16 protein-coding genes are annotated in these 16232 nt (G+C 28.4%); 15 read left to right on the top strand and 1 reads right to left on the bottom strand.

The features are described 5' to 3' along the window. Nucleotides 1-1755: prolyl oligopeptidase family serine peptidase (locus tag VJ881_01875; protein HKL74788.1), on the top strand; the 1755-nt coding region annotated here is incomplete at its 5' end. Between the two features lie 6 nt (nucleotides 1756-1761). On the opposite strand, the gene VJ881_01870 is transcribed toward VJ881_01875, so the two are convergent. Next, on the bottom strand, nucleotides 1762-3519 hold the full coding sequence (locus tag VJ881_01870) for an NFACT RNA binding domain-containing protein (protein ID HKL74787.1): 1758 nt from the start codon (nucleotides 3517-3519) through the stop codon (nucleotides 1762-1764). 190 nt (nucleotides 3520-3709) lie between these two features. On the opposite strand from VJ881_01870, the gene VJ881_01865 reads away from it, so the two are divergent. From VJ881_01865 to VJ881_01800, 14 genes are all read left to right on the top strand, one after another. Next, nucleotides 3710-3955 carry a DUF370 domain-containing protein gene (locus VJ881_01865; GenBank protein ID HKL74786.1) on the top strand — a complete coding sequence of 82 codons (246 nt, stop codon included), beginning with the start codon at nucleotides 3710-3712 and terminating at the stop codon, nucleotides 3953-3955. Between the two features lie 14 nt (nucleotides 3956-3969). After that, nucleotides 3970-4542 carry a guanylate kinase gene (gmk, locus tag VJ881_01860; GenBank protein HKL74785.1) on the top strand — a complete coding sequence of 191 codons (573 nt, stop codon included), beginning with the start codon at nucleotides 3970-3972 and terminating at the stop codon, nucleotides 4540-4542. A 5-nt stretch (nucleotides 4543-4547) separates the two neighbouring features. Then, nucleotides 4548-4763, top strand: coding sequence for a DNA-directed RNA polymerase subunit omega (gene rpoZ, locus VJ881_01855; GenBank protein ID HKL74784.1), 216 nt, complete (start codon nucleotides 4548-4550; stop codon nucleotides 4761-4763). Nucleotides 4764-4793: 30 nt separating this feature from the next. Then, entirely contained in the window at nucleotides 4794-5975 is a 1182-nt protein-coding gene (gene coaBC, locus VJ881_01850) for a bifunctional phosphopantothenoylcysteine decarboxylase/phosphopantothenate--cysteine ligase CoaBC (protein ID HKL74783.1), read from the top strand. A gap of 137 nt (nucleotides 5976-6112) precedes the next feature. Next, nucleotides 6113-6874 carry a prolipoprotein diacylglyceryl transferase gene (gene lgt / locus VJ881_01845; GenBank protein ID HKL74782.1) on the top strand — a complete coding sequence of 254 codons (762 nt, stop codon included), beginning with the start codon at nucleotides 6113-6115 and terminating at the stop codon, nucleotides 6872-6874. Nucleotides 6875-7056: 182 nt separating this feature from the next. Further along, a complete protein-coding gene (gene metK, locus VJ881_01840) occupies nucleotides 7057-8247 on the top strand; it encodes a methionine adenosyltransferase (GenBank protein HKL74781.1) in 1191 nt (396 codons plus the stop codon). Between the two features lie 52 nt (nucleotides 8248-8299). Beyond that, nucleotides 8300-9352 (top strand): lysylphosphatidylglycerol synthase transmembrane domain-containing protein, encoded by a 1053-nt coding sequence (locus VJ881_01835; GenBank protein ID HKL74780.1) that lies wholly within the window; start codon nucleotides 8300-8302, stop codon nucleotides 9350-9352. Next, nucleotides 9312-11588 carry a primosomal protein N' gene (gene priA, locus VJ881_01830; protein ID HKL74779.1) on the top strand — a complete coding sequence of 759 codons (2277 nt, stop codon included), beginning with the start codon at nucleotides 9312-9314 and terminating at the stop codon, nucleotides 11586-11588. The genes VJ881_01835 and priA overlap by 41 nt, the downstream gene beginning before the upstream one ends. 40 nt (nucleotides 11589-11628) lie before the next feature. Then, the gene (def, locus tag VJ881_01825; protein HKL74778.1) at nucleotides 11629-12099 is read left to right on the top strand and encodes a peptide deformylase; all 471 of its coding nucleotides are present in this window, start codon (nucleotides 11629-11631) and stop codon (nucleotides 12097-12099) included. 14 nt (nucleotides 12100-12113) lie between these two features. After that, complete coding sequence (gene fmt, locus VJ881_01820; GenBank protein HKL74777.1) at nucleotides 12114-13052, top strand: methionyl-tRNA formyltransferase; 939 nt, start codon at nucleotides 12114-12116, stop codon at nucleotides 13050-13052. Between the two features lie 14 nt (nucleotides 13053-13066). Beyond that, entirely contained in the window at nucleotides 13067-13762 is a 696-nt protein-coding gene (locus tag VJ881_01815) for a zinc metallopeptidase (GenBank protein HKL74776.1), read from the top strand. Beyond that, on the top strand, nucleotides 13762-14439 hold the full coding sequence (locus tag VJ881_01810; protein HKL74775.1) for a DUF6391 domain-containing protein: 678 nt from the start codon (nucleotides 13762-13764) through the stop codon (nucleotides 14437-14439). The genes VJ881_01815 and VJ881_01810 overlap by 1 nt, the downstream gene beginning before the upstream one ends. A 4-nt stretch (nucleotides 14440-14443) precedes the next feature. Continuing rightward, entirely contained in the window at nucleotides 14444-15517 is a 1074-nt protein-coding gene (gene rlmN, locus VJ881_01805) for a 23S rRNA (adenine(2503)-C(2))-methyltransferase RlmN (GenBank protein ID HKL74774.1), read from the top strand. Beyond that, nucleotides 15507-16217, top strand: a complete 711-nt coding sequence (locus VJ881_01800; GenBank protein HKL74773.1) for a Stp1/IreP family PP2C-type Ser/Thr phosphatase — start codon at nucleotides 15507-15509, stop codon at nucleotides 16215-16217. Before rlmN ends, VJ881_01800 begins: the two co-directional genes overlap by 11 nt. Nucleotides 16218-16232: the final 15 nt, after the last annotated feature.

Below are 16232 nucleotides of genomic sequence, written 5' to 3'. Positions count from 1 at the left end.
AAAAACCAACCATATTTATCTGAGTATCAACTGGAAGAAAATACTGAAAAAATATTAATTGATCAAAATGAGTTTAGTACCGATGGTACAGTTGCAATTACAAATTTTTTCCCTGATAATAAAAATCATTATATTGCTTATACTCTTGCTGAAAGTGGAAGTGATAGACAGAGGATATTTATCTATGATACTCATAAACAAAATATTATAGATGATAAATTGGAATGGGTTAAATTTACAAATATTAGTTGGGATACTGAAAATAAAGGTTTTTATTATACGCGTTTCCCAGAAGTAGGTACTGTGCCTAAAGAAGATGAAAATAATTATTGTCAGGTTTACTGGCATAAAATTGGAAACAAACAAAAAGATGATATACTTATTTATAAAAATGATAAAAGAAAAGAATTGAATTATATACCGAAAATTACAGCAGATAAAAATTATCTGATTTTATCTGTTAGTAAAGGTACATCACCGAAAAATGGTATTTATTATAAAAAGCTTGGAACTGAAAAAGATTTTGTAAAATTATTTGAGGTTATGGATGCAGAATATAATTTCATAGGTAATAAGGGAAAAATATTTTATTTTAAGACAGATAAAAATTCACAAAAAGGGAAAATTATTTCTTTTAACATCGAAAATAATCAAATCAAAGAAATAATTTCTGAAAAAGAAGAAATACTTGAAAAAGCTGTTTTTCTTAAAAATCTATTTTTCACAGTATATTTAAAAGACGCTTCTAATATAATAAGGGTCTATGATATAAATGAAAATATTATAAATAATTATGATGGAAATATTCCTTTAACAGTAGACCAAATAAATAGTGATAAAGAAAACAAAAAGATAGTTTTTGTTATTCAGTCTTATCTTAAAGTACCAACAGTATATTTATATGATGGGAATAATAATAAATTTAAAATAATAAAAGAAACTGATTATGATTTTGATTTTAAAAAATACCTTTCTGAAAAACATTTTTATGAATCTAAAGATGGTACTAAAATACCTGTAACGGTAAATCATAAAAAAAATATAGAAAAAGATAATGAGAATAAAACATTGCTATATGGATATGGTGGTTTTAATATTAACATGACACCTGTTTTTTCTCCTACCACATTATTTTGGTTAGAAAATGGAGGAATATATGCTGTAGCTAATTTACGGGGAGGAGGAGAATATGGCAGTACCTGGCATGAAGAGGGTATGCTTGATAAAAAACAAAATGTGTTTGATGATTTTATTTCTGCAGCTGAGTGGCTTATTTCAAAAAAATATACTAAAAAAAGTAAATTAGCTATATGGGGAAGAAGTAATGGAGGATTATTAGTAACAAGTGTAATGGTTCAAAGGCCTTCGCTTTTTGGGGCAGTTATTGCCAATGTTCCAGTAACAGATATGTTAAGATATCATAAATTTACAGTTGGAAGCTATTGGATTCCTGAATATGGAGATCCTGATAAAAAAGAAGATTTTAAATATCTTTATGATTATTCTCCTCTTCATAATTTAGAAAAAGGGGAAGAGTATCCTCCGGCAATTGTTGCTACAGGAGACACAGATGATAGGGTTGTACCTCTCCATTCTCGCAAATTTTTAGCAGCATTAAAAGATGCAGATAGTGGGAATAAAGTAAAGTTGTTTAGAATGGAAAAAAAGGCAGGCCATGGATTTGGAAAGCCTACCTCAAAAATAATTGAAGAAAGAAGAGATTTTTATAGTTTTCTTTTAAATGAATTAAAATAAATTTTTTTACTTAGTATTTTTAGCATTTTCACTTAATTTTTTCACCATTTCTTTGTCTGGATCTGCATATAATGTTTTATAATCATCATAATAAACAAGGCCCGGTTTAGCACCTTTTGGTTTATTTACATTTTTAACAGTGGTATAGTCTACAGGTACATTTGTTGACATTTTACCTTTACTGAAATAAGCTGCAAGCTGGGCTGCTTCTTTTATTGTTTTTTCTGGGATCTCATCATTAGTGTGATTTCTAATAATGACATGAGAGCCAGGAATTTTTTTGGTATGAACCCAGATATCATGGTCATTAGCCTTCTTTTTAGTTAAATAATCATTTTGTTTGTTATTTCTTCCAACTAATATATCATAACCTTCAGATGATTTGAATTTTCTTGGAGGTAAAGCTTTATTTTCTTTACTTCCTTGTTTTTGTTTTTGAATATATCCTTCTTCGCGGAGTTCATTTTCTATTTCAACTAGATCATCTTCGCTATCAGCCTGTTCAATATTTAACTGTACCTGTTCTAAATATCTTTCTTCATGTCGGAATTTGCCTAATTCTCTTTTCAAATGATTATAACTTTTTTTAGCTTTTTCATATTTTTTAAAATATTTTTGTGCATTTTCTGCTGGAGTTATTTTGGGATCAAGCTCTATTTTTATTTCCTTTTGTTCAGAATCATAATAATCTGTTAATACAACTTTTTTCTGTCCTTTTTCAATTTGATAAATATTTGATTTTATTAATTCTCCTATTTTTTTATACTTATCTGCATTTTTACTTTCTTTAATTTTTCCTCGTAATTCACGCTGTTTTTTTCTGTTTTTATCTAAAAAGTTGTTAACAATATCGCTTAATCTTTTTTGTAATTTAATAAATTCTCTTTTTTGGATATGATTTTTATAAAAATAATCAAATAAATCTCCAGTTGTTTTAAAGTTTTTTGTTTTCAAATCTTTTATATATTTTAATTCAAAAGCAGAAGTATAATCTATGAGAGTATCTTCATTAATACCAACTGTAGGATTAAATTCTCCATTATTAACTTTGCTAAAAATTTGATCAAAACTTTTCCAGATTGAATCTAAATTTTCATTACTTAATTCATGAAAATGTTTTTCATAATCTATATTTGCCCTATGAACTATTTCTTTTGCTATGTTTGGTCCAATACCTCTAAAATTATACATTATAGCCTTATAACAATATTTTCTGAAATCATCAGGTATTTTTTCGAAAAAATCCTTTTTATCAACATTTAAAGGATTTAATTTATCCTGAGGTGGTGGTGCCTGATATTCTATGCCAGGATATAGTTGTCTTTCTTTATTCTTTTTTTCTCCAACTCTTTTCATTGCATCAAGTACTATATTATTTTCATCAACTAAAATTATATTACTGTATCTACCCATTATTTCTAATATTAATGTATAGATTTTTCCACCTTTATCAATTTTCAGATGGAGAACTCTTTCAAATTCAGGTTGTGTTATTTTTACAATATTACCATTACTTAAATATTTTCTTAAGACCATACAAAAATCAGGGGGATGTGAAGGATGTTCAAACTTTAAATCAGTTAAATGAACTCTTGAACCTTCAGGATCTATCGAAATAAGTATTTTTAGACTTTCACCTGGTTGTCTTATATCTATGGTCAAAAGTGTTTTTCCCATTTGATATATTTTATTTACTCTACTACCTATTATTTTGTTTTCTAAGTCGAATTTACAATTATTTAATAAGACTCCATCTATTGCCATATTAATCACCTCTTACTTCCTATTATTTTGAACCTAAATATAAGTATAAAAAAAAATTAACGAATAGTCAATTAATTAAGATAATAACTTTTATTCTCAATCCTTGTCAAATGGCCTATACTGTGATATTATAATTTAAAGTAGAGTTTTTATATTTAAATTTGTAAAGTGATATAGGGGGAAGATATAAATGGATGTAAATTTGATAAATATTGGTTTTGGAAATATTGTTGCCGGGAATAGAGTAATTGCAGTAGTAAGTCCGGAGTCAGCTCCAATAAAAAGAATAGTACAGGAAGCTAGAGAAAGAGGTATGTTAATAGATGCCACTTATGGACGTAGAACAAGAGCAGTTATAATTACAGATAGTGATCATGTTGTATTGTCTGCTATTCAACCAGAAACAGTTTCTCATAGATTAGATGATAAAGAATAAAAGGAGGTGCTCTCATGAGCAAAGGAATATTATTTGTTCTTTCAGGGCCCTCTGGAGTAGGTAAGGGAACTGTATTGGAAGCTTTAATGAAAAATTTTAAGGAAGTAGAATATTCTGTTTCTGCTACAACCAGAGAAAGACGTCCAGGAGAGATAGATGGAGAAGATTATTTTTTTATTTCTGAGGAAAGATTTAAAGAATTAAAAAAGAATGATAAATTTATTGAAAGTGCTAAAGTACATAATAATTATTATGGTACCCCAAAAAAATATGTTGATAGAACTTTAGCTGAAGGCAAAGATATAATATTAGAGATAGATATTCAGGGAGCAAAACAGGTAAAAGAAAAATATCCTAATGCAGTTTTCATTTTTTTGAAACCACCTTCTATTGAAGAATTAAAAAATAGATTACAAAAGAGAAATACAGAAAATGATAAAACCAAGAAGGTTCGTTTGAAAAATGCTAAAACTGAAATTCAAGAAATTAGTGAATATGATTATACTATTTTAAATGATGAAGTTGAAAATGCAGTTTCAGAACTAAAAAGGGTAATATTAAAAGAACAAAATAAAAAAGGGAGTTGATTTAAATGGTTACAGATGTAACAATTGAATCTTTAAAAGAAAAAGCTGATAGTACTTATACTTTAATAATCCTAGCTGCTAAAAGAGCCAGACATTTAAATCTGGGAGGACAGGAATTACTTGATGAATATAAAGGAGTAAAACCTGTATCAAAAAGTTTAGAGGAAATCCAAAAAGGTAAAATAACTTATAGAAAAAATAGTGCCGATAGTATAAAATAATTTTTATAAGTACTAATTGGAGGCATAAAAATGGATAAAAATATAGTTTTAGGAATTAGTGGAGGGGTTGCGGCATATAAGATGGTAGAAGTTGCAAGCCGTCTTATTAAATTAGGAGCAAATGTAGATGTTATTATGACAGAGTCTGCTACTGAATTTATTAAACCTCTTACTTTTAGATCAATAACCCACAGACCTGTCGAAAGCAATTTATTTAGTCCTCCAGAAAGTTTTGAAGTTAAACATATTTCGCTTGCTAAAAAAGCTGATTTATTTCTTATTGCTCCAGCCACTGCTAATATTATTGGTAAAATTGCTAATGGTATTGCTGATGATTTACTAACAACCATTATTACGGCAACTCAGGCTCCAGTTCTAATTTCGCCAGCAATGAATGTTAATATGTATAATAATCCAATAGTACAGGATAATATGGACTATTTACAGGAAAAAGGTTATAATATTATAAATTCACCATCAGGTTATTTAGCCTGTGGAGATGTTGGTGAAGGTCGATTGCCAGAACCATATCAACTGGTTGAAAATATAAAAAAAGAATTGACAAAAAAAGATTTTAAAAATAAAAAAATATTAATAACTGCCGGTCCAACGCGAGAAGCTATTGATCCGGTACGTTTTATTTCTAACTATTCAAGTGGAAAGATGGGTTATGAATTGGCTAGAATGGCCAGTTATCGAGGAGCAGATGTAACATTAGTCAGTGGTCCCAGTCAGTTAGAAAAACCTTTAGGAGTAAATTTAATTAAAGTAAAAACTGCAGAAGAAATGAAAGATGCAGTAATTAATCGTTCTCAGGAACAGGATATAATAATCAAAGCTGCTGCGGTATCAGATTTAAAACCAAAAAAATACAATAAAAATAAATTGAAAAAGAAAGATAATGATATTACAAGTATTGAGGTGGAATCCACTCCTGATATTTTAGCTGAATTAGGCAAAAATAAACCTGCAGGTCAAATTTTGGTTGGATTTGCTGCTGAAAGTGAATATCTTATAAAAAATTCATTAAAAAAATTAAAAGATAAAAATCTTGATATGATAATAGCCAATGATATAACCAGAGATGATGCTGGATTTCAAAGTGATAAAAATGAAGTTGAAATTTTAACCAAAAATACAAAAAAGTCTTTAACCCTTATGGAAAAAATAGAAATAGCAGATACTATTTTGGATAATTTGAAAAATATATAATTTAAAAATAAAACCAGGTGGTATTTCCGCCTGGTTTTTGTTTATTTCAAGCTTTAATATAATTTAAAAGAAGGAAATTTATTAATATTGGATAAATAATAATAATAGAGAAATTTCATATGGAGGTGAGTTAATAAATCGATCCAATAGCTATTAATCTCGGATTTTTATCTGTTCGCTGGTATGGTATTTTAATTGGAAGTGCAGTTTTATTAGGTTTTTTCCTGGTTATTAAAGAAAGTAGAAAAAAAGGAATTGATGAAGAGTTTTTTTATGACTTTATAATTTTTGCTCTTCCAGGAGCAATTATTGGAGCAAGATTGTATTATGTAATATTTAACTGGTCATATTATAAAAATGATATTTCAGCTATTATTAATATAAGACAGGGTGGACTTGCTATTCATGGTGCTATAATCGGTGGTCTAATTGTCTTATGGATTTTGGTTAAAAAATATCAGGTTAATTTTTGGAAAGTTGTAGATATTATTGCTCCTTCTTTAATATTAGGTCAGGCTATTGGCAGATGGGGAAATTTTATTAATCAAGAAGCATATGGTAAAATTGTCAGCTCAGAATATTACAATAAATTTCCTGGTTTTATTAAACAACAAATGTATATAGATGGTTATTATCGACAGCCTACTTTTTTATATGAATCTATCTGGAATTTATTAATATTTATAATTCTTATATTTTTAAGGAGAAGAAAATTCATCAAAGATGGTGATGTTTTTGCATTATATTTAATTTTATATTCCAGTGCTAGATTTTTTATTGAGAAAATGAGAACAGATAGCTTAATTTTTGAAGGAATAATGGTAGCCAGATTAATAAGTCTTTTTATGATATTTATTGGAATAATAATAATATTTTTAAGGCATAGAAATATTTCATAGAAAAAATATGGATTGAGTTTAAGGCCTTAACTATAAGCCTGGCTTAAAATTGACATAAAAATTGCAATATGCTAAACTATATATATTAGATAAAAGATAAAATTATGCTAAAAAATAGAAGAAATGGTTGTTTTTTTTGTTTGAATTTATTATAAATATAAAGTTATTAAAGGGTGATATAGATGACAAAAAGCTATCTTTTTACTTCGGAATCAGTAACTGAAGGACATCCGGACAAAGTTGCTGATCAAATTTCTGATGCTGTACTTGATGCTGTTTTGGCCAAAGACCCTGATGCAAGAGTTGCCTGTGAAACTTTTGTTACTACAGGACTTGTGTTAGTTTCAGGTGAAATTTCAACTGACTGTTATGTAGATATCACGGATATTGCCAGACAAACTATTCTTGATATTGGTTATAACAGAGCTAAATTTGGATTTGATGGTGAAACCTGTGGTGTTTTAACAGCTTTAGATGAGCAATCCAGTGATATTGCTCAAGGTGTAGATAAAGCATTAGAAGTTAGAGAAAGTGAAGATAGAGAGAATGGAGAATTAGGTGCTGGAGATCAGGGGCTTATGTTTGGTTATGCCTGTAATGAAACACCAGAACTAATGCCTTTACCTATAACATTAGCTCATAAATTATCAAAAAGGTTGGCTGAAGTTAGAAAGAAAAAAATAATTCCTTACTTAAGACCTGATGGTAAAACTCAGGTAACAGTAGAATATGTTGATAATGTGCCTGTTAGAGTTGATAAGGTTCTAGTTTCTGCCCAACACCATCCAGATATTGGATATAAAGAAATAGAGAAAGATATTAAAAATTATGTTATTAAAAATGTTATTTCAGAAGAATTAATAGATGAAAACACTAAAATTTTAATAAATCCAACTGGTAGATTTGTTATTGGAGGACCACATGGAGACAGTGGCTTAACAGGTAGAAAAATTATTGTTGATACATATGGAGGAACAGCCAGACATGGTGGAGGAGCTTTTTCTGGTAAAGATCCAACAAAAGTAGATCGTTCTGCTACTTATGCTGCTCGTTATGTAGCAAAAAATATTGTAGCAGCAGGTCTTGCCGATCGATGTGAAGTACAGCTCTCATATGCTATCGGGGTAGCTGAACCTCTTTCAATTATGGTGGAAACTTTTGGGACTGGTAAAATATCTGAAGAAAAACTTGTAAAATTAGTTAAAGATAATTTTGACTTAAGACCAAAAAAAATAATTGAGAATCTAAATTTATGGAATCCAATTTATCAGAAAACAGCAAAATATGGACATTTTGGACGGTTAGATTTAGATCTTCCCTGGGAAAAAACAGATAAAAGTGATAAACTCCAAAAACAGGCAGAAAAAATGTAAATTCTATACCGGAAGTTATACTTCCGGTATTTACTGTATATGAGGTGAGTTTATGCCAAAAGCAAAGACTATTGATAAACAGACTATTATTAAAGGATTACGATTTACAGTAATTGTAAGTCTTCTTTTTTCAGCTGGTATTATTTTTTATACAATAGATTTAGAAGCACTTGACAAATTAATTGATAAGATAAAATATAGATATTTGCTTTATATGTTACTGGTAATGATGACTAATTGGCTTTTTGCTGGTTTAAGATTAAAATTACTGGTTACAACTATTGGAGATACTATATCTCTTATGGATAGTATAGTAGTATATCTTGGAGGTTCATTTGTTTCTTTTGTTACTCCTTTTGCATCTGGTGGTGGACCATACCAGGTTTATTTTTTACACAAAAAAGGGGTAAATGTTGGTAAATCTTCGACAGTAATAGTTATTCAATTTGTTTTAAGATTATTTTTCTTTGGGACATTAACACCAATATTTTTCCTGTTTTTTAATAATCAAATTTCTGCCGGGGCTGTACCAAATTATATTTTTTATTTTGCCTTTGGTTTGGGAATGCTAATTTCAGCAGGAATAATTATATTAACTTTAATACCGGAAGTTATGGATAAGTTAATTTCCCTAATTTTGAGTATTAATAAACTAAATAAATTTTTAAAGAATAATTATACTGCCAAAAAATATTTAGTAAAAGCAAGAAAAGAGTTAAATGAATTTAGAGAATCCCTTTTGATTTTAAGTAAAAATAAATTTAGGTTATTTGTTGCTTCAATATATACGATAATATACTGGTCATTAATGTTTTTGATTATGCCTCTTATTTTGAAAGGAATGGGACTTGAACCCGATTTTTATAAAGCATATATTATGCAAACAATTATCTATTTAATTATACCTTATATGCCTACCCCAGGAGCAAGTGGTATTGCAGAGTTAGGGTTCGCTTCATTATTTGTTGCATTTATTCCAAAAAGTATAGTTGGGATTGTTACATTTGGCTGGAGATTGTATACTTTTTATTTGATATTACTTGTTGGTGGATTTATTGCTATTTATGAAATTAATAGAAGTACTGGTGATGAAGAAAATGACTAAATATGCTAAGGTTGTAGTAAATGTACCATTTATAGAAAGAAATAAATTTTTTGATTATAAAATACCAGAGAAATATTTTGATGAAATTGAAATTGGTAATTTAGTTTTAGTTCCTTTTGGAAAAAGAAGTATAAAAGCCTTTATAATATCTTTTAAAAATAATGTGGAAATTGAAGATAGTAAATTAAAAGAAATAAAGAAAATCTATAAAAAAGAGAGTTTTTTTACTCAGAAAGATCTAAAATTATATCAGTGGATGGCAGATTATTATAGTTTGAATTTAATATCTGTAATTAGAGCGGCAATTCCTGCTGGAGTTTTGAATAATAATATAAATAAAAAGAAAAATAAATATATAAGATTAAATCGTGAAGTTGATGAAATCAGAAAAATAATTAAAGATATCGAAAAAAAAGCACCAAAACAAAAAGAAGTGCTAAAATTTCTTTTAGAAAATCAAAATAAAGATTATATTAAAACAGAATTAGCTAAAAAAGCCGGAACTTATCCTGGTACAGTAAATAGATTAATAGAGAAAGGATATATAAGATCAGAAGAAAAAATAAAAAGAAGAAAGCCTTATATGGAAAAAAAAGATAGTGAAGAAAAAAGTTTTGAAGCTAATAAGTATCAAAAAAAAGCAATTAATGAAATAAAAGATAATTTTTTTAATTCAGATTTTTCACAAACGTATTTGTTACATGGAGTTACTGGGAGTGGAAAAACTGAAGTATATTTACAATTAGTAGAAAAATTATTAAAAGAAAATCAGGGAGCAATTATTTTGGTTCCCGAAATTTCACTGGCACCTGTTATGGTAAGGAGATTTTATAGTAGATTTGGAGATAAGATTGCTGTTTTACACAGCAATCTTTCTCCTGGAGAGAGATATGATGAATGGTTAAGATTAAAAAATGGGAAGGCAAAGATTGCTATTGGAGCGAGATCTGCCATATTTGCTCCTGTTCAAAATTTGGGCATGATTATTATTGATGAAGAACATGAAAATTCCTATAAACAGGGAACTTATCCCTATTATCATGCTCGTGAAGTAGGAGTGAAAAGAGCTAAAATTCTTGGTATACCTCTTGTTTTAGGTAGTGCTACACCTTCGTTAAAAAGTTATTATTTTGCACAAAAAAATTATTTTAAATATTTATCCTTACCAGAAAGAATTAATAAAAGAGATATGCCTCCAGTTGAAATTATTGATATGAGAGATGAAATGAAAGAAGGAAATTTATCAATTTTTAGTCAAAAATTAAAAAACAATATAGAGGATGCTTTAAAAAGAAATGAACAAATATTACTCTTTTTGAATAGAAGAGGATATTCCAGTTTTGCATTATGTAGAGAATGTGGACATGTTTTACGCTGTGAGAACTGTGATATTTCACTGACCTATCATAACCAGGAAAATTTATTGAAATGTCATTATTGTGATTATCAACAGGAAATTCCACGATTTTGTCCTGAGTGTGGTAGTGAATATATAAAAAAATTTGGGATAGGTACAGAAAAATTAGAAGAAGAAGTAAAAAAATATTTTCCAGAAGCTGAAGTAGATAGGATGGATATTGATACAACAACCAAAAAAGGAGCACATAGGAAAATATTAAAAAAATTGGAAAAAAACAAAACAGATATTTTAATTGGGACCCAAATGATTACTAAAGGACATGATTACCCAGGGATTTCTGTAGTTGGAGTTATTACTGCTGATACTATTTTGAATTTACCTGATTTTCGTTCAGCTGAAAGAACATTTCAATTAATAACTCAGGTTGCAGGTAGAACAGGTAGAGGTGATATTAAAGGAGAAGTAATAGTTCAAACTTACACTCCAGGACATTATAGTATTCAAGCAGCCAGAAAACATGATTATCAAAAATTTTACAATAAAGAAATTAAGTTAAGAAATCAATTGAATTATCCTCCTTTTTCTAAATTAATTAATATAATTATTGAAGGTAAAAAAAATGAAAAAGTTATAAGAGGAGCAAATGATTTAGGCAGTTTTTTTGATAATTATCAAAGTGAAATTTTGGAGCTATTAGGTCCTTCTCCTGCTCCTATTGAAAAATTAAGAGGAAAATATCGCTGGCAAATAATATTAAAATTTTCAAAATATAATAAAAGAAAACATATATTAGATGAAATAAAAGAAAAATTTTTACCATATAAATTGAAAAGTGTTAAGTTTAATATTGATGTAGATCCTATTTCAATGTTATAATAAAAGAAGGTAATTAAAGTTTGAACAGGAGGTAATTAAAATGGCAATAATGAATATTCGTAAGATTGGAGATCCTGTTTTACGAAGTAAAGCAAAAGAAGTAGAAAAAATATCTCAAAAAACTATAGATTTAATAGAAAATATGAGTAATACAATGTATGAAGCTGATGGAATTGGACTTGCCGCTCCTCAGGTTGGAGTTTTGCAAAGGTTATTTATTGTAGATATTGGTAATGGTTTAATAGAAGTTATTAATCCAAAAATCATTGAAGAAAATGGTCAAACAATAATGGAAGAAGGATGTCTTAGCATACCAGATGAAACCGGAGCTGTAGTTCGAGCAAAAGAGATAGTTATGGAAGGTTATAATAAAGAAGGAAAAAAAATAAAAATTGAAGCTGATGGTCTTTTAGCAAGAGCATTACAACATGAATATGATCATTTAGAAGGAAATCTTTTTACTGATAGGGTAATAGATGAAGAAAAATTAGAAAAAGAAATTAATGAATAATAGAGGTGTCAGCAATGGATATAATTTTTATGGGTAGTCCTGATTTTGCAGTAGATAGTTTGGAAAGACTAAATAATAGTGATAAAATTAATATAAAAGCAGTGATTTCTCAGCCAGATCGTAAAAAAGGTAGAGGTCATAAAAGTCAACCAACCCCTGTTAAGAAAAAAGCTCTTAAAAATGATTTAAATGTCCTTACAGCTGCTGATGTCAATAAAGATAAATTTATAAATAAAATAAAAAGTTATAACCCAGATGCAATAGTAGTTGTGGCCTTTGGTCAAAAATTAAAAAAAGAAATATTAAATTTCCCTGATTATGGTTGTATTAATTTGCATGCCTCTCTTTTACCTAAATATAGAGGCTCGAGCCCTATCCATCAGGCAATTATCAACGGAGATAAAAAAACTGGTGTAACTACTATGTTTATGGATGAAGAATTAGATAAGGGAGATATAATTTATCAAAAAGAAATTGATATAGATTATGAAGACACTGTTGGTGTTTTACATGATAAATTGGCTTCTCAAGGTGCTGATTTGTTATTAGAAACACTTATAGATCTTGAAAAAGGTAAAGCTCCAAGAAAAGAACAGGATCATAATAAAGCTTCATATGCATTTAAAATTGATAAAACTTTAGGAAGAATAGATTGGTCTAAAGATGCTCAAAAAATTTATGATCTGGTTAGAGGAGTTAACCCCTGGCCAGGAGCTTATACAAAACTCGATGATAAAATAATAAAGATTTGGAAAGTTAGTATAATAGAAAAAGATTTTAATAAAAAAGAAATTGGAGAGATTATTAAATCTAATGTTGACGATGGTATAATTGTCCAAACCGGAAAAGGTTATATAAGAATAGATGTTTTACAGGTACCAGGTAAAAAACGAATGAAAACTGAAAATTATTTAAGAGGTAACTCTATACAAGTAAGAAAAAAATTTCTTTAGGAGGTTGAACTAGTATGTATATGCCCTTTTTCTTTGATCCAACAATGCTTATACTTTTACCGGCAGTAGCAATTGCTATTTACGCCCAATATAAGGTAAAATCAGCCTATAATAAATATAGTGATATAAAAAGCAAAAGTGGATTTACAGGTGCTGATATTGCTCAAAAATTATTGAAAAACAATAATATAAATGATGTACAGGTAAAAAGAATTGAAGGAGATTTAAATGATCATTATGATCCAAAAGAAAAAGTTTTAAATTTATCTGATGGTGTTTATGGAAGTAATTCTTTAGCAGCGATTGGTATTGCTGCTCATGAGGCAGGTCATGCAATTCAGGACTATGATAATTATAAACCTTTATCTATTAGAGCTAAATTAGTTCCTGCAGCTAATATAGGTTCACAGGCAGGATTACCACTTGCTATTTTTGGATTTTTTCTTCAGTCACAAATAATGATTGGGATTGGTTTTGTGGTATTTTTAGCTGCTGTTTTCTTTCAAATAGTAACTCTACCTGTAGAATTTAATGCAAGTAATAGAGCTATCCAGCAATTAAATCAAAATAGTTATTTAGATTCAAATGAATTACAGGGAGCTAAAAAGGTTTTAAGAGCAGCTGCATTTACCTATGTAGCAGCTACTTTAGTAGCATTCGCAAATTTATTAAGAATCGCTATGTTATTTGGAATGGGGAGAAGAGATTAATGTATTTACTCTTATTATTAATATTATTTGGATTATTTTTTCCTGTATTACTAATACCGCTATTTGTGATAGCAATTTTCATGTTGTTTTTTCTACCATTTAAATTTACTATCGATTCATTTTTTAATTTATTTTCTGTTCCAAAACAAATATACCAAATTGCAACAAATCCAAAACTCAAAAAAAATCACGGATTAGAACATGCAACGATTAATATACTGGAAAAAGAATATGGTTACAATAATCTGGCCGGTTATGCAGAAGAAGATGGTTTTTATATTATGGGAGTTAATAATACAGTATATGTTGAAGAAGCGGCCAGAAAAGGTTTAAGTTTAATGAGAAAAGGGAAAAATAAATTAGCAATTCATAAAAGATGTGGAACAAGTATGACTGTGGCTAATTTTCTTTCTGCAGTGATCTTTTTGGTATTACTTTTATCTTCAGGTTATTTTAGTATTTTAAATATGATAATAGCTATAGTAATTGCAAATTTGATAGGACCCTATCTTGGTAAGATTGTTCAGGAAAAATTCACAACTACTTCTAAAGTGCAAGAAATGGAAATAAAAAGGTCATATTTTTCGGAAAATAGTTCTCTAAATAGTTCTTTTTTTAATCAACCTGTTAAAATTTTTGTAGAAACTGAACAAATACCCTATATTAACCAGGAGTGATATAATGTCGAATTCGAGTAAAAAAATTGATTTATTAGCTATGAACCAGGAAAAATTTAAAGACTATTTAAAAGAAAATAATATAAAATCTTTCAGAGCTGAGCAAGTTTTTAATTGGATTTATAAAAATGGAATATTCAATTTGAAAAACATGAAAAATCTTCCTGGTCCCTTAATTGAAAAATTAGAAAATTTAGCTAAAATTGAAAAACTCAAATTATTAGGTAAGTCAGAAGCAAAAGATGGAACTATAAAATATTTATGGAAATTAAATGATGATGAAACAATAGAAAGTGTTTATCTGCCTTATTATAAAAAAGGACGTCATAGTGTATGTATATCAACTCAAGTGGGTTGTAATATGGGGTGTAGTTTTTGTGCAACTGGTTTGGAAGGCCTAAAAAGAAATTTAACTACTTCTGAAATTATAGCTCAAGTTTTACAAATTCAAAAAGATATAAGTGATGAAGATTTTTTAGATCCAGCAATAAGTAATGTAGTTTTTATGGGTATGGGCGAACCTATGAATAATTTAGATAATGTATTAGACTCTGTTAATCTATTAAATTTAGATTCAACTTTAAATATCGGTATGAGAAAAATGACTATTTCAACAGTTGGAGTTGTTCCCGGTATTAAAGAGTTAGCTGTTAGAAATAAACAAATTGGGTTAGCTGTTTCTCTAAATGCTCCTAATGATAGTTTAAGATCAAAAATTATGCCGGTAAATAATAAATATCCTCTAAAATCATTAATAGATTCTGTAAAAGAATATATTGAATTAACAAATCGTCGAGTAACTTTTGAATATGTAATGATGGATAATGTAAATGATTCTCCTGAATATGCTTATCAGTTACGCAGGTTAATTTCGGATATTCTCTGTCATGTTAATTTGATACCTGTAAACCCTGTTTCTGAATTAGATGTATATCGTCCATCTTTAGAGAAAATAGAAAAATTTAAAAAGATATTAACTGATGGTAATATTGATACTACTATAAGACAGGAAAGAGGGGTTGAAATAGAAGCTGCTTGTGGGCAGCTAAAGCGAGAGGGTGAAAATTATGGAGTTTAAATCATTTAGTAGTAAAGGTAATGTAAGAAAAAATAATGAAGATAATTATTTATTGAGAAAAGATCCCTGTCATGTAATTGTTGTCGCTGATGGGATGGGAGGACATCGAGCTGGAGATGTAGCCAGCCAAATGGCTGTAGATTTTATTAAAGAGTATGAATTTAATTTAGAAGAAAATATATTAGAGGAAATTAACAGTTTGATCAAAATGATTAATAAAAAAATAATAAAAAAAGGTGAAGATAATCCAGAGTATAAAGGTATGGGTACTACTTTATCTTTAGCTTTAATTTATGATAATAAAATATATATTGGCCATATTGGTGATAGTCGTATTTATTTATTTAGAGAAGATGAATTGAAAAAAATAACTACTGATGATTCATTAGTTAATGAATTAATAGAAAGTGGCCGATTAAACCCCAATGAAGCATTTGATCATCCTCAAAAACATATTCTTACACAAGCATTAGGTATAGATAAGGATATAAATATTGAAACCAATGAAATTAATTTGAAAGATAATGATTTATTATTATTTTGTACTGATGGTTTAACTGATATGATTAGAGAAGAAAATATTGCAGAAATAATCTCCAATCATTCTGATTTAAATACAATTACTCAAAAACTCGGCAAAAAGGCTTTAGAGAATGGTGGTAGTGATAACATTACTTTAATTACTGGAATAATTAAATAATTATGAGGTGAAGTT

The organism is Halanaerobiales bacterium (assembly GCA_035270125.1).
Taxonomy (GTDB): Bacteria; Bacillota; Halanaerobiia; order Halanaerobiales; family DATFIM01; genus DATFIM01.
This window is presented reverse-complemented; position numbering and strand designations above follow the sequence as displayed.

Coding starts and splice junctions, on each gene's coding strand:
- VJ881_01870 (HKL74787.1), bottom strand. CDS start 3,519: ATGGCAATAGATGGAGTCTTATTAAATAATTGTAAATTCGACTTAGAA.
- VJ881_01865 (HKL74786.1), top strand. CDS start 3,710: ATGGATGTAAATTTGATAAATATTGGTTTTGGAAATATTGTTGCCGGG.
- gmk (HKL74785.1), top strand. CDS start 3,970: ATGAGCAAAGGAATATTATTTGTTCTTTCAGGGCCCTCTGGAGTAGGT.
- rpoZ (HKL74784.1), top strand. CDS start 4,548: ATGGTTACAGATGTAACAATTGAATCTTTAAAAGAAAAAGCTGATAGT.
- coaBC (HKL74783.1), top strand. CDS start 4,794: ATGGATAAAAATATAGTTTTAGGAATTAGTGGAGGGGTTGCGGCATAT.
- metK (HKL74781.1), top strand. CDS start 7,057: ATGACAAAAAGCTATCTTTTTACTTCGGAATCAGTAACTGAAGGACAT.
- VJ881_01835 (HKL74780.1), top strand. CDS start 8,300: ATGCCAAAAGCAAAGACTATTGATAAACAGACTATTATTAAAGGATTA.
- priA (HKL74779.1), top strand. CDS start 9,312: ATGAAATTAATAGAAGTACTGGTGATGAAGAAAATGACTAAATATGCT.
- def (HKL74778.1), top strand. CDS start 11,629: ATGGCAATAATGAATATTCGTAAGATTGGAGATCCTGTTTTACGAAGT.
- fmt (HKL74777.1), top strand. CDS start 12,114: ATGGATATAATTTTTATGGGTAGTCCTGATTTTGCAGTAGATAGTTTG.
- VJ881_01815 (HKL74776.1), top strand. CDS start 13,067: ATGTATATGCCCTTTTTCTTTGATCCAACAATGCTTATACTTTTACCG.
- VJ881_01810 (HKL74775.1), top strand. CDS start 13,762: ATGTATTTACTCTTATTATTAATATTATTTGGATTATTTTTTCCTGTA.
- rlmN (HKL74774.1), top strand. CDS start 14,444: ATGTCGAATTCGAGTAAAAAAATTGATTTATTAGCTATGAACCAGGAA.
- VJ881_01800 (HKL74773.1), top strand. CDS start 15,507: ATGGAGTTTAAATCATTTAGTAGTAAAGGTAATGTAAGAAAAAATAAT.